The organism is Blastococcus sp. SYSU DS0753 (assembly GCF_054051175.1).
In genome coordinates, this window is record NZ_JBJHAT010000016.1 from 44,870 (window position 1) to 63,708 (window position 18,839).

Annotated in this window: 19 protein-coding genes; 6 read left to right on the forward strand and 13 right to left on the reverse strand. The window is 75.0% G+C overall.

Translation table 11 applies throughout. From position 1 onward, the window contains the following. Positions 1–5: 5 nt before the first annotated feature. The 6 genes from ACI799_RS13325 to ACI799_RS13350 all read right to left on the reverse strand — a co-directional run bounded on the left by ACI799_RS13325 (position 6) and on the right by ACI799_RS13350 (position 4,672). On the reverse strand, positions 6–356 hold the full coding sequence (locus tag ACI799_RS13325; protein WP_456599391.1) for a YciI family protein: 351 nt from the start codon (positions 354–356) through the stop codon (positions 6–8). 129 nt (positions 357–485) lie between these two features. Next, positions 486–1,385 carry an alpha/beta hydrolase fold domain-containing protein gene (locus ACI799_RS13330; protein WP_456599392.1) on the reverse strand — a complete coding sequence of 300 codons (900 nt, stop codon included), beginning with the start codon at positions 1,383–1,385 and terminating at the stop codon, positions 486–488. A gap of 50 nt (positions 1,386–1,435) precedes the next feature. Further along, positions 1,436–2,098 carry an N-acetyltransferase gene (locus tag ACI799_RS13335; protein WP_456613268.1) on the reverse strand — a complete coding sequence of 221 codons (663 nt, stop codon included), beginning with the start codon at positions 2,096–2,098 and terminating at the stop codon, positions 1,436–1,438. A 121-nt stretch (positions 2,099–2,219) separates the two neighbouring features. Beyond that, positions 2,220–2,837, reverse strand: coding sequence for a hypothetical protein (locus tag ACI799_RS13340; RefSeq protein ID WP_456591280.1), 618 nt, complete (start codon positions 2,835–2,837; stop codon positions 2,220–2,222). Between the two features lie 118 nt (positions 2,838–2,955). Continuing rightward, positions 2,956–3,741, reverse strand: a complete 786-nt coding sequence (locus tag ACI799_RS13345) for a DUF2382 domain-containing protein (RefSeq protein WP_456613269.1) — start codon at positions 3,739–3,741, stop codon at positions 2,956–2,958. A gap of 136 nt (positions 3,742–3,877) precedes the next feature. Next, entirely contained in the window at positions 3,878–4,672 is a 795-nt protein-coding gene (locus tag ACI799_RS13350; protein ID WP_456591055.1) for a TetR/AcrR family transcriptional regulator, read from the reverse strand. Positions 4,673–4,819: 147 nt separating this feature from the next. On the opposite strand from ACI799_RS13350, the gene ACI799_RS13355 reads away from it, so the two are divergent. The 3 genes from ACI799_RS13355 to ACI799_RS13365 are packed head-to-tail and all read left to right on the forward strand — an operon-like array spanning position 4,820 to position 10,384. Then, on the forward strand, positions 4,820–7,423 hold the full coding sequence (locus ACI799_RS13355; protein WP_456613270.1) for a molybdopterin oxidoreductase family protein: 2,604 nt from the start codon (positions 4,820–4,822) through the stop codon (positions 7,421–7,423). A gap of 1 nt (position 7,424) precedes the next feature. Then, positions 7,425–9,953, forward strand: a complete 2,529-nt coding sequence (gene nirB / locus ACI799_RS13360) for a nitrite reductase large subunit NirB (protein WP_456599397.1) — start codon at positions 7,425–7,427, stop codon at positions 9,951–9,953. Beyond that, a complete protein-coding gene (locus ACI799_RS13365) occupies positions 9,950–10,384 on the forward strand; it encodes a Rieske (2Fe-2S) protein (RefSeq protein WP_456591052.1) in 435 nt (144 codons plus the stop codon). The genes nirB and ACI799_RS13365 overlap by 4 nt, the downstream gene beginning before the upstream one ends. Here ACI799_RS13365 and ACI799_RS13370 read toward each other — a convergent pair. After that, on the reverse strand, positions 10,374–10,967 hold the full coding sequence (locus ACI799_RS13370; RefSeq protein ID WP_456597926.1) for a helix-turn-helix domain-containing protein: 594 nt from the start codon (positions 10,965–10,967) through the stop codon (positions 10,374–10,376). The two genes, ACI799_RS13365 and ACI799_RS13370, sit on opposite strands and share 11 nt — an antisense overlap. A gap of 68 nt (positions 10,968–11,035) precedes the next feature. On the opposite strand from ACI799_RS13370, the gene ACI799_RS13375 reads away from it, so the two are divergent. Both ACI799_RS13375 and ACI799_RS13380 read left to right on the forward strand, forming a co-directional pair. Continuing rightward, positions 11,036–11,983: an NAD(P)/FAD-dependent oxidoreductase gene (locus ACI799_RS13375; RefSeq protein ID WP_456613271.1), complete on the forward strand. Its 948-nt coding sequence runs from the start codon at positions 11,036–11,038 to the stop codon at positions 11,981–11,983. Next, the gene (locus ACI799_RS13380; protein ID WP_456613272.1) at positions 11,980–12,606 is read left to right on the forward strand and encodes a class I SAM-dependent methyltransferase; all 627 of its coding nucleotides are present in this window, start codon (positions 11,980–11,982) and stop codon (positions 12,604–12,606) included. The genes ACI799_RS13375 and ACI799_RS13380 overlap by 4 nt, the downstream gene beginning before the upstream one ends. On the opposite strand, the gene ACI799_RS13385 is transcribed toward ACI799_RS13380, so the two are convergent. The 3 genes from ACI799_RS13385 to ACI799_RS13395 form a co-directional block, all read right to left on the reverse strand. Continuing rightward, entirely contained in the window at positions 12,603–12,776 is a 174-nt protein-coding gene (locus ACI799_RS13385; protein WP_456613273.1) for a hypothetical protein, read from the reverse strand. The genes ACI799_RS13380 and ACI799_RS13385 overlap by 4 nt on opposite strands. Before the next feature lie 96 nt (positions 12,777–12,872). Then, positions 12,873–13,664 (reverse strand): hypothetical protein, encoded by a 792-nt coding sequence (locus tag ACI799_RS13390; protein ID WP_456613274.1) that lies wholly within the window; start codon positions 13,662–13,664, stop codon positions 12,873–12,875. A gap of 128 nt (positions 13,665–13,792) precedes the next feature. Next, the gene (locus ACI799_RS13395; RefSeq protein ID WP_456591046.1) at positions 13,793–15,229 is read right to left on the reverse strand and encodes an MFS transporter; all 1,437 of its coding nucleotides are present in this window, start codon (positions 15,227–15,229) and stop codon (positions 13,793–13,795) included. A 186-nt stretch (positions 15,230–15,415) separates the two neighbouring features. Between ACI799_RS13395 and ACI799_RS13400 the strand changes: the two genes are divergently transcribed. Further along, positions 15,416–15,991, forward strand: coding sequence for a GNAT family N-acetyltransferase (locus ACI799_RS13400; protein WP_456613275.1), 576 nt, complete (start codon positions 15,416–15,418; stop codon positions 15,989–15,991). Positions 15,992–16,006: 15 nt separating this feature from the next. Here the strand turns inward: ACI799_RS13400 and ACI799_RS13405 are convergent, their stop codons facing one another. The 3 genes from ACI799_RS13405 to ACI799_RS13415 form a co-directional block, all read right to left on the reverse strand. After that, positions 16,007–17,125: a uroporphyrinogen-III synthase gene (locus ACI799_RS13405; RefSeq protein ID WP_456591044.1), complete on the reverse strand. Its 1,119-nt coding sequence runs from the start codon at positions 17,123–17,125 to the stop codon at positions 16,007–16,009. Positions 17,126–17,219: 94 nt separating this feature from the next. Beyond that, positions 17,220–17,783 (reverse strand): uridine kinase family protein, encoded by a 564-nt coding sequence (locus tag ACI799_RS13410; protein WP_456597932.1) that lies wholly within the window; start codon positions 17,781–17,783, stop codon positions 17,220–17,222. Next, entirely contained in the window at positions 17,762–18,811 is a 1,050-nt protein-coding gene (locus tag ACI799_RS13415; RefSeq protein WP_456591042.1) for an MBL fold metallo-hydrolase, read from the reverse strand. Before ACI799_RS13415 ends, ACI799_RS13410 begins: the two co-directional genes overlap by 22 nt. Between the last annotated feature and the right edge of the window lie 28 nt (positions 18,812–18,839).

The window sequence follows — 18,839 nt, forward strand, 5'->3', positions numbered from 1 at the left end:
GGGCGTCAGAAGGTCTGCGCGACGGGCCGGACCTCGACCGGCAGGCCGCCGAGGACACGGGCCAGCTTGCCGGCCCAGCCGAGGGCCTGGTCCAGGTCGTCGGCCTCGATCACGTCGAACCCGCCGATGAACTCCTTGGCCTCGGCGTAGGGGCCGTCGGTGACGAGCACGTCGGCGCCCTCGGCGCGGACGACGGTCGACGCCTCCGGCTGGTGCAGCGCAGCGGCGAAGACCCAGGCGCCTGCCGCCTGCATCTCCGCGTTGAGCGCCGCCAGCTGCTCCATCACCGGCGCCAGCTCCTCCGGCGGGGGGACCTCGCCGACCGGCTGGATGATGCTCAGCAGGTACTGGGCCATGGTTGCCTCCTGGGGTTCGGCGCCGGTCCGGTGCCGGTCGCTCACCCCCTGTACGAGCGGGGACCGGCCGGATCGACACCTTCGCGCGGAAATTTCCGCACGGCCAGGACCGGCGCCGCGCCCGCCGCGTCAGCCGGCGAGGACGGCGGCCATCACCCGCCGGGCCCGTCGGCCCTCAGGCACCGGCAGCAGCGGGTGCACGTGCACCAGGCCCTCCTCCTCGTGGTGGTCGACCGGCACTCCGGCCGCGCGGGCGCGGTCGACCAGCAGCCGGGTGTCCGGGCTGGTGATGTCGCGGGTACCGCTGAAGACGGTCAGCGGACCGAGCCCGGCCAGCTCCCCGAACAGCGGGCTGACCAGCGGATCGGTGAGCGGGAGGTCGCCGCGCCAGAGCTCGATCGCCGCCCGGGTGCCGGGGCGGGCCAGCCAGGGGTCCTGCGGCTCGACGAGGTCGATCTCGGGGTTGGCCAGGGTCAGGTCCAGCGCGGGGGAGACGAGCACGGTCCGGTGCAGCGGTGGCACGCCCCGGTCGCGCAGGAGCTGGGCGGCGGACAGCGCGATCTGACCGCCGGCCGAATCGCCCACCGCGGTGACCTGCCCGGCGCCGTACCGGTCGACCAGCGCGCCGACGAGGTCGGCCACCTGGGGCACCACCGTCGCCGCCGTCCCCACCGGCGCCAGCGGGTAGACGGGCACGGTGATCGCGGCGCCGCTGCGGGCGGCGAGCCGGGCGACCAGGCGCCAGTGCAACGGGTGGATCTGGTTCACCCAGGCACCGCCGTGCACGTAGACGGCGGCACGGTCCGGCATCCGGGTGCGGGGGAGGACGCGGTAGACCGGCCAGCCGGTCGCGTGGCCGACGTCCACCGCGATCTCGACCGGGCCGAGCCCCCGTGGCGGTCCGTACGGTGCCGGGCGCAGCATGCGCTCCTGGACGCCGCGCAGCATGAGCTCCGGGCGCTCGAACTCCCGCCGGAAGCGGAGCAGGCGGAGCAGCGGGGGGAGCAGGCGGCTGGCAGGGCTGGGCACGGGGCCTCCGGGGTCGGCAGGTCGGGGGCGTCCAGGGATTCGGACGGCGGTCAGCTCAGCGAGAGCGGCTCGCGGACGAGGACCCACAACGGCAGCTCGTCGTCGGTGGTGCGGGTGGTCTCGGTGACCTGGAAGCCGAACCCGCGGAAGAACCGCACGTTCGCCCACCCGAACACCGCGGCCGCGGCGGGCATCCGCTCGGCGTCGCAGCGCACCAGCACCGGCGCCAGCACGGCGGCGGCCAGGCCGCGCCGGCGGGCGGAGGGCCGGACACCGAGGTGCCGCAGCCGCCAGTGCGGCCGGTCGGGCAGCGCGGCGGTCACCAGGGCCTCGGTCTCGGCGACCACCCGGGCGCGGTCCCCGGAGAGGTAGGGGAGCTCGCGCGCCAGGGCGGCGCGCACGTCGTCCGGCAGGGGCCGGGTGCCGGGCGCGCCGGCCGGCGGCTCCCAGACGGCGACGGCGTCGCGGTCCTCGGTGACCCAGGCGGTGCCGGTGGCGACGCCGCGGTGGGCGGCGTCGAGCTCGTGCAGCCGGGTGAGCCGCTGCATGCGGCCGTCGTCGGGCAGGGCCCAGCGGGTCCAGCGGGAGTCGGCCAGGGCGACGGTGAGGGTGGCGGCGATCGCCGGGACGTCGCGCTGCTCGGCCACCCGGACGTCGGGCCCCGGTTCGTCGGGGTCGTCGATCCGCCGGACGATCGGGCCAGAGGGGGTCACCCCGGAATCCCACCACGTGCCCGGCACGCGCACGGGGCCGCCCCGGTGGGACGGCCCCCGCTCGTGGCCCCCTGCAGGGTCCCGCCGCGAGCCTGCGAGTGGCGGGGGGCAGGGGGTCCTCTCAGAAGCCGGCGCGGTCGACCTTGCGGTGGTAGCGCTCGCCGAGCTTGCCGCCGAGGACAGCACCGACGAGGGTCAGCACCAGGACCGCGATCAGGGCGATGATGCCGCCGGTCGTGGCGGTGCCCTCGTCGATGGGGATGCGCGGCAGGTTCAGCTGCTGGAGCACGTTGTACTCGGAGCCGAAGAGCAATCCGGCCACGGCCAGCGCGAGGACGACGAGCAGGCCGATGACCCACACGGCGATGCCCTGGCGGGCCCCGTCGAAGCGCGCCATCCGGCCGGCGACGTAGCCGCCGGCCAGGTAGGCGAGGAAGAGGACGACCAGCAGGACGATGCCGCCGACGATGCCGATCGTGCTCGCCTGCTCGGTGGCCTCCTCGACCGACGGGACGCCCTCGGTGAGGCCGACGGCGACACCGGCGGCGCTGATCAGCGCGATCAGCAGGACGGCCAGCCCGTTGGCGGAGAGCCAGCCGAAGAAGGCAGCGCCCCACTTGATGCCGCCGTAGCGGGAGTGCTGGGCGTCCACGGCGTCACGGCCGGCACCCCGGGTGGGGTGCGCTCCGTCCGGGCGGATGCCGGCGTCGTCGCCGTGCGCGGAAGCTGGGGTGGACATGCAGGGGACTCCTCGGACGAGGGAACGGCGGGCGGGATCGCCGGCCGATGGTGCGGGGTCCGGCGGCGACGGCGGGCTCGGGGCCGCGCCGACGCCGCCGGACTGCGGGGGGCCGGGGTCAGCGGCGGGTGCCGTCGGTGTCCTCGACGTCCAGCTCCACCTGCTCCTTGCGGACCTCTCCGGTGACCGTCTCCTGCTCGGTGACGGTCTGGGTGTCCAGGCGCACGCGCTCGACCGGCACGGCCTCCTTCTCGACGACCGGGCGCTCGGCGTGCAGCACCACCTCGTGCTCCTCCTCGGAGATGGTCGGGCCGTCGAGGGCGTCGCCGACGTTGGCGTCGGTGATGGGCTCGCGCTCGACGCGGATCTCCTCGCGCGACACCGGCACGGTCTGCGAGACGTTCTCCGAGACGACGTACTTGCGCAGCCGGGCGGAACCGGCCTCCACCCGCTGGGTCCCGATGTGCAGCCGCTCCTCCGAGCGGGTCATCGCGTCGTCGGTCGTGGGCCCGGAGGTGTCGTGACCGACGGCCCCGCGGGTGGTGTCGGTGCCGGTGGTGTCGGTGGTGTCGGTGCGGGTGGTGTCGGTCCCGGCGGTGGCCAGGCCGTAGTACCGGTAGAGCTCGGTCTCCTCCGCGGGGGACAGGTGGCCCTCGGCGTCGATGTTCGGGGCGTTCTTCACCTTGTCCTTGGCGTAGGGCACGCGCAGCTCCGTGCCGGACATGTCGGCGTCGGCCAGAGGCACGAAGGTCTCCTTGGTGCCGAACATCCCGGTGCGGACGGTGGCCCATTCGGGGCGGCCGGTCTCATCGTCGAGGTAGACCTCGCCGACGGTGCCCAGCTCGCCGTCGGGGCCGACGGCGGTGCTGCCGATGACGTCGCTCAGCTGGTGCTCGGTGATCATGCGCGGAACTCCTGGGGGACGAGGGGGAGGGATGCCCCGGCCCGCCGCATCGCGCGCAGACGGGGACAGCCCCTCCGGTGCCCGTGCATTTACGACGTAAACGCATCCCGCGGCGCGGCTCGCGGTACACCCGGGATCAGGTGCGCGGGTCCCCGCGGCGAGGGGCGCGCCCCTCGGTCAGCACGGTCTCCAGGCGACCGAGCAGGTTCTCCAGCGCCTCCTCGAACTCGGCAGCCGACTCGTCGAGCGACAGCAGGGGCTCGAGGCGGACGACGGTCGGGTAGGCGTCCAGGTCCGTGCCGGCCGCGGCGTCGGGCACCCCCTCGGGCTGGTCCTCCGGGCTGATCTTCACCCCCTTCTGGGACACCTCCAGGAGGAGGTGGCCCAGCAGGAAACTGGAGTACGCCCGGTACGCCGCGACCGCGGCGGCCTCGGTGAAGCCGCTGTCGATCAGGGCGTCGAGGAAGGACTCGACCCAGCGGAGGCTGCGCAGCGGCGGCCGGACCCACGGGGCGGCGGGGGGACGCGTGGCGACCAGGGGGAAGACCTCCGGGTGGGCCAGGGCGATCCGCCGGACCCCGTGCGCCAGCCGCTGCAGGTAGTCCTGCCAGCCGTGGGAGGCGCTCAGGTGCACGTCCGGGTCGCCGTAGAGCTCGTCCACGACCGACTCCACGACCCCGTCGAGCAGCTGCTCGCGGCCGGGCACGTAGCGGTACAGCGCCATGGCCTCCACGCCGAGGTGGGCCCCGAGCCGGCGCATGGTCAGCGCGGCGAGGCCGTTGGCGTCGATGAACTCGATGGCCGCGCCGAGGATGCGGCGCCGGTCGAGCCCGGCGCGGCCGGCGCCGGGTGGAGCGGCCGGCACCGCCGCGGCTGCTCCACCACGGCCTTCGGGGCTGTCGGGGTCGGCGGCCGGGTCCGGCTCGGTCATCGGTCTCTCCCTCGGTCGGTGAGATCTGCCGGTGATCATGCTGGGTGGCGGCCGCACAGCGCCGGGCACCCTGGTGTGAGGCCGACGGAACCCAGCGTTGACGCCGAGGTCCACGAAGGGAAACGCCCGCCCCCGAGGCTGGTTCCCGTGCCCGCCTCCGTGTCTCCCGCCGCCGCGATCGAGGGCATGCGCACCTCCCGTACGACGAACACGCACTGCCCCTACTGCTCCCTGCAGTGCGGCATGGCCGTCACTGCCGGCGACCGCCCGGCCACGCTGGTCCCGCTGGACTTCCCGACGAACCGCGGTGGTCTCTGCTCCAAGGGCTGGTCGTCGACCGAGCTGCTCGACCACCCCGAGCGGCTCACCCGCCCGCTGGTCCGCGCGGTGCCCGGCGACCGCACCAGCCCGCTGGTGGAGTCGAGCTGGGACGAGGCGCTGGAGCGGGTGGTCGCCGCGATCGAGCGCACCCAGGGCGAGCACGGGCGCGACGCCGTCGGCTGCTTCGGCGGGGGATCACTGACCAACGAGCAGGCCTACCAGTTCGGCAAGTTCGCCCGGATCGCGCTGCGCACCAGTGCGATCGACTACAACGGCCGGTTCTGCATGTCCTCGGCGGCGGGCGCGGCCAACCGCGCGTTCGGCATCGACCGCGGGCTGCCCTTCCCGCTGTCGGACATCGCCGAGGCCGACGTCGTCGTCCTCGTGGGCAGCAACCCGGCCGACACCATGCCGCCGGCCATGCAGTGGTTCGACGCCGGCCGCGAGCGGGGCGCGCAGCACGTCGTCGTCGACCCCCGGCGGACGGCCACCGCCCGCAACGCCGCCCTGCACCTGCAGCCCCTGCCCGGCACCGACCTGGCGCTGGCCAACGGGCTGCTGCACATCGCGCTCGCCGAGGGGCTGGTCGACGAGGAGTACGTCGCCGCCCGCACCACCGGGTTCGAGGACGTGCGGGCCGGCGTCGGTGCGTACTGGCCCGATCGGGTGGAGCGGCTCACCGGCGTGCCCGTTCCCGACCAGCGGCGCACCGTCTTCGCCCTGGCCCGGGCGGAGAAGGCGATGATCCTCACCGCGCGCGGCGCCGAGCAGCACCGCAACGGCACCGACACCGCGCAGGCGTGGATCAACCTGGCCCTGGCCCTGGGCCTGCCGGGCCGGCCGGGCAGCGGCTGGGGCACCATCACCGGCCAGGGCAACGGGCAGGGCGGCCGCGAGCACGGGCAGAAGGCCGACCAGCTGCCCGGCTACCGCTCGCTCGCCGACCCCGCCGCCCGCGCGCACGTCGCCGCCGTCTGGGGCGTCGACCCCGACGACCTCCCGCAGCCGGGGAGGTCGGCGTTCGAGCTGCTCGACGCGCTCGGCAGCGACGGCGGCGTGCGCACCCTGCTGGTGCTGGCCAGCAACGTCGCGGTCAGCGCGCCCGACGCGCGCCGGGTCATCAGCCGGCTCGGCGACCTGGACTTCCTCGCCGTCAGCGACTTCTTCCTCTCCGAGACCGCGGAGCTGGCCGACGTCGTCCTGCCCAGCGCCATGTGGGCGGAGGAGGCCGGGACGATGACGAACGTCGAGGGCCGGGTCATCCGGCGCCGCCGGGCACTCGACCCGCCCGACGGCGTCCGCGACGACCTCCAGCTGCTCGCCGAGCTGGCCGGCCGCCTCGGGGTCGGCGAGAAGTTCAGCGGCGACCCGGAGACGGTGTTCGAGGAGCTGCGCCGCGCGAGCGCCGGGGGAGCGGCCGACTACGCGGGCATCAGCTACCGGCGCATCGACGAGGAGCGCGGCGTCTTCTGGCCCTGCCCCGCCCCGGAGCACCCCGGCACGCCACGGTTGTTCACCGAGCGGTTCGCCACCCCCGACGGCCGGGCCCGGTTCCTCCGGGTCGAGCACGCCGACGCCCACGAACTCCCCGACGCCGACCACCCCTACGTGCTCACCACCGGCCGGGTCCTGGCCCAGTACCAGTCGGGCACCCAGACCCGCCGCACGCGCAGCCTCCAGCTGGTCGCGCCGAGCCCGCGGGCGGAGCTGCACCCCGACCTCGCCCGCCGGCTCGGCATCGCGCAGGACGACGTCGTGGAGCTCACCACCCGCCGCGGCCGCGCACGGTTCCACGCCCAGGTCACCGACACGATCCGGCCGGACGTCGTCTTCGTGCCGTTCCACTGGGCCGGCGCGAACGCCCTCACCGACGCCGATGCGCTCGACCCGACGTCGAAGATGCCGCCCTTCAAGGTCTGCGCCGTCGCCGTCGCCCGCGTCGCCGGTCCCGAGGAGCAGATCCCGCCCCCGCCCGCGGCCACCCAGCCCCGACCGGCCGGCCACCGGCCCGCCCCCGCGCCCGTTCCGCACCCGCCGTCCCGCTCGACGACGTCCCGCTCCGCGACGATCAGGAGAACCCCCGTGAAGAGCACCCCCCGCTTCCTGCAAGGCGTCTTCCCGATCACCGGCGAGGGGCTGGCCAAGCCCGGCCCCGTCGACCCGGCGCTGCGCTACACCGTGCCCCCCGGATGCAGCGCCCAGGCCCTGTACTTCCGCGGCGGGAACGCGACCACCGAGCTGGTCTACGTGCTGCTGGTGCGCGACGGCGAGCCGATGCGCTGGTTCCCGATCGGGGCGAAGGCCGACACCCACGTGCCGCTGCGCGTCGTCGAGGACCTGGTGGGCGGCTCCGTCGTCGAGCTGCACGCGGCGGCCCCCGAGGGCGTCACGGGCGAGATCGTGGTCGACCTGGGACTGGTGGAGGTCTGAGATGACGACGATCCTGGGCGCGCGCCTCACCGCCGCCACGACGCTGCACCTGGACGACGACCCCGATCCCCGCGGCCGGCTGGTCGTGGTGGGCAACGGCATGGCCGGTGCCCGCTTCGTCGAGGAGGTGCTCGAGCGCGGCGGCGGCGAGCAGTTCCGCATCACCGTCTTCGGCGACGAGCCGCACGGCAACTACAACCGGATCATGCTCTCGCCGGTGCTGGCCGGGGAGTCGCACGAGGACGACATCGTCCTCAACTCCCACGACTGGTACGCCGACAACGGCGTCGACCTGCGCGCCGGCGTCCGGGTCGAGCGGATCGACACCGCGGCCAAGCAGGTGCACGCCGCCGACGGCAGCGTCACGCCCTACGACCACCTGGTCCTGGCCACCGGCAGCTACTCCTTCATCCCTCCGATGGCCGGCGTGCGGACCGACGACGGCGCCCTGCTGCCCGGCGTGTACGGCTTCCGCACCATCGACGAGACCCGGGCCATGCTCGAGGCCACCGGCCGCTGCCGGCGCGCCGTGGTCATGGGCGGCGGGCTGCTCGGCCTGGAGGCGGCGCGGGCGCTGCAGGGCCACGGCCTGCAGGTCGAGCTCGTGCACGCCATGCCGTGGCTGATGAACGCCCAGCTCGACGCCGAGGCCGGCGCGATCCTCAAGAAGAGCGTCGAGTCCCTCGGCATCACCGTGCACCTCGACGTCCTGGCCACCGAGGTGCTCGGGAACGGGCACGTGGAGGGGGTGCTGCTGAAGGACGGCCGGCGGCTGGACTGCGACCTGCTCGTGGTCGCCGCGGGCGTGCGGCCGCACGCAGACATCGCGCTGCGCTCCGGGCTGGAGGTGGAGCGCGGCATCGTCGTCGACGACCAGCTGCGCACCGACGACCCCGATGTCTACGCCATCGGTGAGTGCGCCCAGCACCGCGGTGAGGTCTACGGTCTCGTCGCGCCGGCCTGGGAGCACGCGAAGGTGCTGGCCGACGTGCTCACCGGCACGGACCCCGGCGCCGAGTACCACGGCAGCCGGACCGCCACGAAGCTCAAGGTCGCCGGCGTCGACGTCGCCGTGATGGGGATCAGCACCCCCGAGCGGGACGACGACGAGTTCCTGGTCATCTCCGAGCCCAAGCGCGGCGTGCACCTGTCGGTGGTGATCCGCGACGACAAGCTGGTCGGCGCGACGCTGCTGGGTGACACCCGCAAGGTCGCCTTCCTCACCCAGGCGTTCGACCGGGGTGCCCCGCTGCCGGAGGAGCGGATCCGGTTGCTGGTCGACCTCTCCGACGGGGTGGAGGAGGTGGGCGTCGCCGACATGCCGCACGACAGCCAGGTGTGCAACTGCAACGGCGTCACCAAGGGCGACATCTGCGGTGCGGTCAGCGGTGGCTGCGGCAGCGTCGGCGAGGTCATGGACCGCACCCGCGCCGGCAAGGGCTGCGGCTCGTGCAAGTCGCTGGTGAAGCAGATCGTCGAGTGGGCCGCCGACGGCGACCTCGCCGAGGACCCCGCGGCGTCCTGGTACGTGCCGGGCGTCCCCATGCCCAAGCCCGAGCTGATGCGGGCCATCCGGGAGCACGACCTGCGGAGCGTGTCCGCGGTCTTCGCGACGCTCGCGCCCGGCGGGAAGGAGGACGCGAAGTCGAAGATGGGGCTCACCTCGCTGCTGAAGATGATCTGGGGCCACGACTTCGTCCCCGAGAAGGACGGCGAGTTCATCAACGACCGGGTGCACGCCAACATCCAGCGCGACGGCACCTTCTCGGTCGTCCCGCAGATGAAGGGCGGGGTCACCACACCTGCGCAGCTGCGCAAGATCGCCGACGTCGCCGAGAAGTACGAGGTGCCCATGGTCAAGGTGACCGGCGGCCAGCGGATCGACCTGCTCGGTGTCCGCAAGGAGGACCTGCCGGCGATGTGGGCCGACCTGGGCATGCCCAGCGGCTACGCGTACGGCAAGAGCTTCCGCACGGTCAAGACGTGCGTGGGCAGCGACTTCTGCCGCTTCGGGCTCGGCGACTCGACGCAACTGGGGATCGACCTGGAGACGCGATTCCAGGGCATCGAGAGCCCGGCGAAGATGAAGCTCGCCGTCGTCGGGTGCCCGCGGAACTGCGCCGAGGCCTACGTGAAGGACGTCGGGGTCGTGGCCATCGGCAACGGGAAGTGGGAGGTCTACGTCGGCGGCGCCGCCGGGGCCACCATCCGCAAGGGCGACCTGCTGGCCACGGTCGGCTCCCCGGAGGAGGTCATCACCCTGGCCGGGCGCTTCATGCAGTACTACCGGGAGAACGCCAACTGGCTCGAGCGGACCTACGACTTCGTGCCGAGGATCGGGCTGGAGAAGATCAAGGCCGTGCTGCTCGAGGACAGCGAGGGAATCGTCGCCGACCTCGACGCGAACATGCAGAAGTCGGTCGACGCCTACACCGATCCCTGGGGGCAGGACGGCAGGGAACCGGCCACGCCCGGGCAGTTCCGCCCGTCGCTCCCGCTGATCCCGCTGCCGAAGGTGCCGGTCCGATGAGCCTGAGCAGCCCCGCCGCCGCCCGGCTCGACCACACGCGCGAGCCGGCCCGCCCGACCACGCCCGGCACGGAAACCGGCAGCCCTGCCACGGGCGTCAGCACGCCCGGGCCGGCCGCGCCGATCCAGGGTCGCGAGCACGTGGTGGGCCGGGTGGCCGACATCCCGTTCGGCGAAGGCCGGGCGTTCGTCGCCGGCGGTGTGCAGGTGGCGGTCTTCCGGCTGCGCGACGGCTCGCTGCACGCCACCCAGGCGGCCTGCCCGCACGCCGGCGGACCGCTCGCCGACGGGCAGACCGACGTCGACGTGCTGGTCTGCCCGCTGCACCTGTTCGCCTACCGCTGGGACGACGGCGCCTCGACGTCGGGAGCCGCACCGATCCGCGTCCACCCCGTGCGCGAGCAGGACGGCAACGTGGTCGTCACCGTGTGAGCTCAGCGGACGCCGCAGGGCGGGCGCGGACGTGCATGCGCTCGCCCTGGGGGCCGAAGAGGGTGAGCGCCTCGGCCGGCTCGGGGAACGGGTTGGAGAAGGCGTGCGGTACGCGGGTGTCGAACTCGACGACCTCCCCGGGCTCCAGCACGAAGTCGCGGGGGCCGAGCCGCAGCCTGATGCGTCCGGAGAGCACGTAGAGCCACTCGTAGCCGTCGTGCACCTTCTGCTCGGTGTTGTCGGCCTGCCAGCGCGGCGGCATGACCTGCTTGTAGGCCTGCAGCCCACCGGTCTGCCGGGTCAACGGCACCATCGTCGCGCCCGCGTGCTGGATGGGGCGCCCGTGCACCCGCGGATCGGCCGGGGCCGGCACGTCCACCAGGGCGTCGAGGGCCACGCCGTACGCGCGCGCCAGGGGGAGCAGCAGCTCCAGGGTGGGCCGGCGGCCGCCCGACTCCAGCCGCGACAGCGTGCTCACCGAGATGCCGGTGTCCTCGGCGACCTCGGCCAGCGTCCGGCCGTGCTCGCTGCGCAGCGCGCGCAGCCGTGGGCCCACGTTCTGCAGCACGTCGTCGTCCGTCATGGCGTGCAGTTTGCCATTGTAGCAAGCTTCGTTGCCACAGGGACTCACTCCGGTCCAGAGTGGCGGGCATGGACGAGCGATACGACGTGGTGGTCATCGGAGGCGGCGCGGCAGGGCTGAGCGGAGCGCTCACCCTGGCCCGCGCCCGGCGCAGCGTGCTGGTCGTGGACGCGGGGGAGCCCCGCAACGCACCGGCCGGGCACGTGCACAACTACCTCGGCCGGGAGGGCACCCCGCCGGCCGAGCTGTACGCGGTCGGTCGCGGGGAGGTGGAGGGCTACGGCGGGGAGATCGTCTCCGGCCGCGTCGTCTCGGTCCGCCGCGAGGACGACCGGTTCGCCCTCGATCTGGAGGGCGGCGCGGGGGTGCGCGCCCGGCGGGTGCTGCTGGCCACCGGGCTGACCGACGACCTGCCGGAGATCCCCGGGGTGGCCGAGCGGTGGGGGAGCACGGTGCTGCACTGCCCCTACTGCCACGGCTGGGAGGTGCGCGACCGCGCGGTCGGCATCCTCAGCACCGGCCCCATGGGCGCCTACGCGGCGAACCTGTGGCGGCAGTGGACAGAAGACGTCACCCTCTTCGTGCACACCGGCGCGGAGCCGACGGAGCAAGAGCTCGAGCGGCTGGCGGCCCGCGGCGTCCGGATCGTGCGGGGCGAGGTCGCCGGTCTGGAGGGGGCAGCGGACGTGCGGCTCGCCTCCGGGGAGGTCGTCGAGCGCGACGCCGTCGTCGTCGCGCCGCGCTTCGTCGCCAACGCCGAGCTGGTCGCCGACCTGGGGGCCGTGCCGGTGCCGATGGAGATGCACGGAACGGTGCTGGGCACCCACCTGCCCGCCGACCCGACCGGGCGCACCGACGTGCCCGGCGTGTGGGTGGCGGGCAACGCCGGCGACCTGAGCGCGCAGGTGATCGTCGCGGCGGCGCAGGGGCTGCGGGCCGGCGCGATGATCAACGCGGACCTGATCGAGGAGGACACCGCGGCTGCGGTGGCCGCGAAGCGGAGCGTGGCCGCATGAGCGCCGTCGACCGGGAGTCCTACGACGAGCTGTACCGCTCGGCGCCGGCGGTGTGGAGCGGTCGCCCCAACCGGCAGCTCGTGGTCGAGGCGGCCGGGCTGGCGCCCGGGACCGCGCTGGACGCCGGCGGCGGCGAGGGCGGCGACGCCCTCTGGCTCGCCGAGCGGGGCTGGCGGGTGACGGCGGTCGACTTCTCGCCCGTCGCGCTGGAGCGCGGCGGGAAGGCTGCCCGCGCCCGCGGCCTGGACGGCCGGATCGAGTGGCTGCACGCCGACCTGGACGGGTGGGCACCGCCGGAGCGCCGGTTCGACCTGGTGACGGCGCACTACCTGCACGCGAGCTGGACCGACCGGGAGGGCGTGTTCCGACGCCTCGCGGCCGCCGTCGCGCCGGGCGGCACCCTCCTGGTCGTCGGCCACCTCCACGGTCAGGGGTGGGGTCACGGGCACACCCACACGCACGACCCCGGCGTGCTCTACACGGCCGAGGACGTCGCGGCGGCGCTCGACCCGGGGGAGTGGGCGGACATCGTCACCGCGGTCCGGGGCCGTGACGCGGGGGCCGTCCAGCGGACCGGCAACCCCGTTCCGGACACGGTGCTCGTCGCGCGACGGCGAGGCTAGTGCGCTCCCGGTGCCCGTCCGCGGGATGCCGCTCCAGCCGCCGGCACCGCTGCCGGCTGCCGCCGCCGGCGCAGGTCGCCCCCCGCCCGGCGGTGACGCGCCTCCTCGGCCAGCTGGCGCGCGGCGATCAGCGCGGCGCTCTCCGGTCGCTGGTCGTGCTTCCCGGGCATCGCGGCCTCCCTTCCGTCCCTCTGCCCTGTAGACGCGTCAGAGGAGTGGAACGGACCACCGGATCCGGTAACGAATCGGCAACGATGCGCCGCGGTTCAGCTGCGGGGCAGGCCCAGCTCGGCGAGGGCGGCGGCCACGGCTTCCTCGCGCAGCACCTCCAGCACGAGCAGCCGGTGCACCAGCACACCCCGACGGGTCAGCCGCAGGTCGGCCATCCGCAGCCGGGGCAGCGCCGCACCGCCGGGACGCGGCCGGGCGGGCGGCGGGTCGAGGAGGCCGGCGCGCTGCAGGTCGGCCACGTCCTCCCGCGCGCCCCACGCCACCCATCCCCGGGGGTCGTCGTCCAGCGGCGTCATGGGCAGCGGCACCCGATCCCGCCGGCCGACGGCGGCGAGCAGCGCGAGCTGCCGCCAGCCCAGCGTCCCGATCAGCCGCAGCGCGCGGCCGACGAGCTCGGCGTCGATGTCGGGGGAGACGGCGACCTCGGCCAGGAGGTAGCCGAGGTGGCGCACCCGCCGCTCGTCGGTGGACGAGCGGGCGGCGAGCAGGACGGCCTCGGCCAGCTCGTCGGCGACCGGGCGGTTGCCCGGGCGGGCGGTGAAGAAGCCGTCGGTCCGCATCGCCCGGCCGGCGCGGTGCACGGTCACCGCGTGCTCCACCGCGAACGCCAGCGCGGCACCGGCCCGCACCCGTTCCCGCGCTCCGGAGACGCCGGCGGCGTCCTCCGCGGTCGTGCGCAGCACAGCGGCGAACCGGTCGTCCACCTGCACCCGCGCCGCCGCGGGCTCGAAGACGACCGTCGCCGCTGCCCCGCTCATCGACCCGGCGACGGGGCTCCCGGCCTCGATGAGGGCGCGCCCGGTGCTGGTCTCCTCGGCTGCGGTCACCCGGCGATCCTCGTCGCTGCGGCGGTGTCGCTGCACCCCGGGACGGGACGGGCTCACCCGCTGGGGCCACGGCCCACCGCCGGGCCCGGCCCCCGGAGGGCGGACCCGGCGGTGCGCAGGCTCGTTCGTCAGACGCCGGCGCGCTGCATCAGCGTGCCGCGCCGGAGGTAGACGAACCAGGTCACCGCGACGCACACGACGTAGAAGCCGCAGAAGCTGAGCAGAGCCGTCTCGACGCCGCCGGTGGCGCCGTAGGACTCCGAGACCACCCGGGGGATGAAGACGGCGCCCAGCGCGCCCACCGCGGAGATGATGCCGACCGCGGCGGCGGTGTCGCGCCGGGCGCGGTAGAGGACCTCCGCCGGGCTGTCGCCGGGGTACCCGGCGGCCGCCTCGGCCCGGTAGATGATCGGGATCATCCGGTAGGTCGAGCCGTTGGTCATGCCGACGACGGCGAAGAGCACGAGGAAGCTGGCGAGGAAGCCGCCGAAGCTCCCGGCGCGCAGGAACGCGATCGCCGCGCCGATGGCCACCGCCTGCCCGACGAAGGTGACGACGGTGATCCGCGCCCCGCCCACCCGGTCGGCGAGCCAGCCGCCGAACGGCCGCGACAGCGAGCCGACGAGCGGGCCGAGGAAGGCGTAGCGGTAGGTGTCGGCGGCGAACTCGTTGGCCAGCACCAGGGGGAAGGCGCCGGAGAAGCCGATGAACGAGCCGAACGCGCCGATGTACAGGAACGACATCACCCAGGTCTGCTTCCGGCGTGCGATCGCCGCCTGGTCGGCGACGTTCGCCTTCGCGCCGGACAGGTTGTTCATGCCGAACCACGCGCCGGCGACCGCCAGCAGGATGAACGGCACCCAGATCAGCGCGACGTTCTGCACGTACCGGGCCTCACCGCCGTCGGTCGTCCCGGTGCTGCCGCCCACGACGGCGAGCGCGCCGAGGGTGACCGCCAGCGGGCCCACGAGCTGGATGATCGCGACGCCGATGTTGCCGCCGGCGGCGTTGAGCCCGAGCGCGAAGCCCTTCTCCTTGTCCGGGTAGAAGAAGGAGATGTTCGCCATCGACGAGGCGAAGTTCCCCCCGCCGAAGCCGCACGTGATGGCCGTGAGCACCCAGAACCAATACGGCTGCCCGGTGGTCGCGGCGATCGTGAGGAGGGTGACCGGGACGAAGAGCAGGGCGGCGCTGACCACGGTCCAGTTCCGGCCGCCGACCAGCGCCGGCATGAAGGTGTAGGGCACCCGCATGATCGCGCCCACCAGGCCGGCGGTGGCGACCAGCCAGAACAGCTGGTCGCTGGTGAACCCGTAGCCGATCGAGGCCAGCACCGCGGTGGCGACGCTGAACATCTGCCAGACGCTGAACCCGATGTTCTCGGCGAGCACCGACCACGCCAGGTTGCGTCGGGCCACCGGGCGGCCCTGCGGCGAGGCCCAGAAGCGCGGGTCCTCCGGGTCGTAGTCGTCGATCCAGCGGGGGCCGCGCCGGGCCGCGGCGGGAGGGGCGGAGGCCGGTGCGGCCAGCTCGCCGGTGGGGCGGGCGGTGGGGGTGGTGGTCATGGGCGCATCCCTCGGTTCCCCGGCCGCCCGACGGGCGGCTCCTCGTGGCGTCCGACGCTAGGAACCGGCCGTTTCCGCGTGGCCGCGCTCGTGTGACCTCTCGGGAACGACCCCCTCACCGCGCCGATCGCGCGGTGTGAGCACGCGGCCGGCCGGGTGGTCGGTGGGCCGTGCCACCATCGCCGCATGGCGATCGAGGTGCGGCCGGCCGTCCGCTTCGCCGACGTGGCGACGATGGTCGGCCCGAAGCGGCCGGACGCGAACGTGTGCTGGTGCCTGAGCTACCGGCTCCCGACGTCGAAGGAGAACCGCGAGCTGGTCGGGTCCGCGCGCGGCGAGCGGGTGCGGCAGCTAGTGCGCGAGGACCCGCCACCGGGGGTGCTCGCCTACGACGACGGCGAGGTGGTGGGCTGGGCGGCGATCCACCCGCGCTCCGACACGAGCTTCGCCCGCAACCGCAGGATCCCGCGGATCGACGACCTCGACGTCTGGTCGCTGTGGTGCGTCCGGGTGCGCCCCGGCCACCGGGGGAGGGGGCTGGCCCACCACCTCGTCGCGGGCGCCGTGGAGTTCGCCCGCGCGCACGGGGCCCCTGCGGTCGAGGCGTACCCCGTGGACAACGACGGGCAGCGGGTCGACCTCACCATGGCCTACGTGGGCACGCGCGCGCTGTTCGAGCGCGCCGGGTTCGAAAAGGCCGCCGACACCGGCTCCGTCGTCAACGGCTTCCCGCGCGTGCTGATGCGCCTCGACCTGCGCTGAGGCTGCGCCGGCGTCTCACACCCGCAGGCGGTAGCCGCGCTTGACGACGGTCTCCACCAGCGGCGCGCCGAGCGCCGCGCGCAGCCGGGTCACCGCCATCTCGACCGCGTGCCCGTCCCCGCCGCCGGGGAGCGCGGCCACCAGGTCGGCCCGGGGGAGGACGTGGCCGGGCCGGCGGGTCAGCTCCCGGAGCACCGCCAGGGGTCCCGGCGGCAGCTCGACCAGCTGCCCGTCGACGACGGCGGCGTGCCCGCGGACCTGCAGGGTGTGCGGCCCGACCTGCAGCACCGGGTCCCGCTCGGGGAGCCGGGCCACCACCTCGCGGGCCAGCGCCCCCAGGCGCGCGCGGGCCGGCTGGAAGGACGGGATCCCGGCCGCGTCCAGCGGCGCGGCGGTGACGGGGCCGACGGCGACCGCCTGCACGCGGTCGTTGAAGGCCGCCACCAGCGCTTCCCGGTGGCCGGTCTCGTCGGCCACCTGCAGCAGGCTCGCCGCCGCCGGCGCGCTGGTGAACGTGACGGCGTCGACCGCACCGGCGGCGATGCCGGCGACCAGGCGGCGGACCGGGGTGACGTCCTCGGGCGGCACCCAGCGGTACACCGGGACGGTGAGCACGTCCGCGCCGCTCTCCCGCAGGCCGGCGACCAGATCGGGCAGCGGATCACCGTGCAGCTGGACGGCGATCCGCCGCCCGGCCAGCGGCCCCTCGGCCCCGGACAGCAGGTGTGCGAGCACCTCGGCGGACGACTCCGACTCCGGTGACCAGGCGTCGACCAGGCCGCCCCCGCGGATGGCTCCGCGCGCCTTGGGGCCGCGGGCCAGCACGCGCGAGCCCGACAGGTGCGCGACCAGGGGCAGGTCCCAGGCCTCGGCGGCCTCCAGCCAGCCGCGGAAGCCGACCCCGGTGGTCGCGATCACCAGGTCAACCGGGGCCGCCAGCACCCGGCGCGTCGCCGCGACCAGCTCCGTGTCGTCGGAGAGCGGGACGATGCGGATCGCCGGGGCGTAGACGACGCGGGCGCCGCGGCGGTCCAGCAGCGCCCCCAGCTCCTCCTTGCGGCGGGCGGCGGTCACCGCGACGGTGTAGCCGGCCAGCGGCAGCTCGGTCGGCTGTTCCCGGACGGTGTCGGTCACGTGTCCCCCTCGCGTGCGGTCGGTCTCCATGGTCGCCGTCCGGCGTTACCGATGTGTGTCGCGACCCGGCGCGCCCGGTCGGACGTGAGCCGGGTCACCGTCCGCCGTCGACCACCACGTCGGCCCGGGCGCGCGTGCCGTCGGCGGCGTAGTGAGCCGCCTCGGTCAGCTGCCAGCGCCGCCACTCGCCCGTGAGGTGGGCACCGTCGCGGGCCAGGCCCCGGGCCAGCCGGATCGATGGGTCGGCCTCCACCCAGATCCGCAGGCTCGCCCAGGGGTCGACCGGCCGTGCCCCGCTGCCGCAGCCCTCGACGACCAGCACCGCCGGCACGGGCACCGGCGTCGGTCCGGTGGCGAAGCGCCCGGCCGCCCAGTCGTAGCGGTGGTAGCTGCCCGGCCGCCCCTCGGCCAGCGGCCGCAGCACGCCGGCGGACAGCCGCGCCGGAGCGCCGGTGAGCGTCCACCCCGCGTACAGGTCGTCCATGTGGACGGTGACGACGACCCCGGGGAGGACGGCGGCCAGCCGAGCGGCGAGGGTGGTCTTGCCCGAGCCGGCCGGGCCGTCCACGCAGACCAGCCGCGTGGCGGCCAGCCGGGGGGCGGTACCGAGCACCCGGTCGGCCAGGGCGGCCGCGGTCAGCGCGGGCGCAGGGTCCACGTCGGCACCGCACCGCCGTCCCCGACGACCAGGCCCCGGCTGGCCAGCAGCCGCAGGTGGGCGTCGGTCTCGGTCACCGCGAAGATCCGCATCCGTCGCGCGTACTGGTCCCACGGCCGGGACCAGGTCAGGTGGGCGGCCAGGTCCCAGGGGGTGGCCCCGGGGTGCTCGGCGATCGCGGTGAGCAGCTCGGTCAGCCGCCGCTCGTGGTGGTCGGTGAGCGCGTCGGCGCGGTCGGCCAGGCCGCGGAACCGCCACTCGTGACCGGGCAGCACCTCGGACGGGTCGAGCTCCCGCACGGCGGCCAGCGAGCCGAGGTAGTCCCGCAGCGGGTCCGGGGAGCCGCCTCGGGTGCTGGAGATGTTCGGGCTGATGCGCGGCAGGACGTGGTCCCCGGAGAAGAACAGACCGGTGCGCTCCTCGGCGAAGCAGAGGTGGCCGGGGGTGTGACCCGGGGTGTGGACCGCACGCAGCGACCAGCCGGGGAAGGCGGCGCGGTCGCCGTCCTCCAGCAGCCGGTCGGGGACGGCCATGCGGGTGAAGCCGGAGAGGTTCTCCGCGCCTCCGACGTCCCCCACCGCCTCGTCCCGCGGAGCGCCCAGGCGCACGAGGAACTCGACCTCGTCGTCGACGGCCGCCTGCGCGTCGGTGGCGGTCAGCCGGCGGACCGCGTCGGCGTCGGCGGGGTGCATGGCGATCCAGGCGCCGCTGGCCTGCCGGACGCGGGCGGCGAGCCCCAGGTGGTCGAAGTGCAGGTGGGTGACGAGCACGCCCCGCACGTCCTCGATCGAGCCACCGAGGGAGGCGAGCCCCTCGGTCAGCGCCGACCAGCCGGCCTCGCTCTCCCACCCGGTGTCGACCAGGCCCAGCCCGCCCCCGTCGAGGGCGAGGACGTAGACGTTCACGTAGCGCAGCGGGTTGTGCGGGATCGGCACCGGGACCGACCACAGGTCCCCGCGCAGCCGCTCGACCGGGGGCATGGCGCGGTCGTCCCACGCCGCGCGCTGGGCGGTGCCGGTGATCTCCACGACGTCGCACTCTGCCAGCCGTCGCCGG

Excerpts from the sequence above, each read along its gene's own strand:
- ACI799_RS13375 (WP_456613271.1), top strand. The coding sequence starts at position 11,036 with ATGGACGAGCGATACGACGTGGTGGTCATCGGAGGCGGCGCGGCAGGG.
- ACI799_RS13345 (WP_456613269.1), bottom strand. The coding sequence starts at position 3,741 with ATGATCACCGAGCACCAGCTGAGCGACGTCATCGGCAGCACCGCCGTC.
- ACI799_RS13400 (WP_456613275.1), top strand. The coding sequence starts at position 15,416 with ATGGCGATCGAGGTGCGGCCGGCCGTCCGCTTCGCCGACGTGGCGACG.
- ACI799_RS13340 (WP_456591280.1), bottom strand. The coding sequence starts at position 2,837 with ATGTCCACCCCAGCTTCCGCGCACGGCGACGACGCCGGCATCCGCCCG.
- ACI799_RS13325 (WP_456599391.1), bottom strand. The coding sequence starts at position 356 with ATGGCCCAGTACCTGCTGAGCATCATCCAGCCGGTCGGCGAGGTCCCC.
- nirB (WP_456599397.1), top strand. The coding sequence starts at position 7,425 with ATGACGACGATCCTGGGCGCGCGCCTCACCGCCGCCACGACGCTGCAC.
- ACI799_RS13395 (WP_456591046.1), bottom strand. The coding sequence starts at position 15,229 with ATGACCACCACCCCCACCGCCCGCCCCACCGGCGAGCTGGCCGCACCG.
- ACI799_RS13380 (WP_456613272.1), top strand. The coding sequence starts at position 11,980 with ATGAGCGCCGTCGACCGGGAGTCCTACGACGAGCTGTACCGCTCGGCG.
- ACI799_RS13365 (WP_456591052.1), top strand. The coding sequence starts at position 9,950 with ATGAGCCTGAGCAGCCCCGCCGCCGCCCGGCTCGACCACACGCGCGAG.
- ACI799_RS13350 (WP_456591055.1), bottom strand. The coding sequence starts at position 4,672 with ATGACCGAGCCGGACCCGGCCGCCGACCCCGACAGCCCCGAAGGCCGT.
- ACI799_RS13385 (WP_456613273.1), bottom strand. The coding sequence starts at position 12,776 with ATGCCCGGGAAGCACGACCAGCGACCGGAGAGCGCCGCGCTGATCGCC.
- ACI799_RS13370 (WP_456597926.1), bottom strand. The coding sequence starts at position 10,967 with ATGACGGACGACGACGTGCTGCAGAACGTGGGCCCACGGCTGCGCGCG.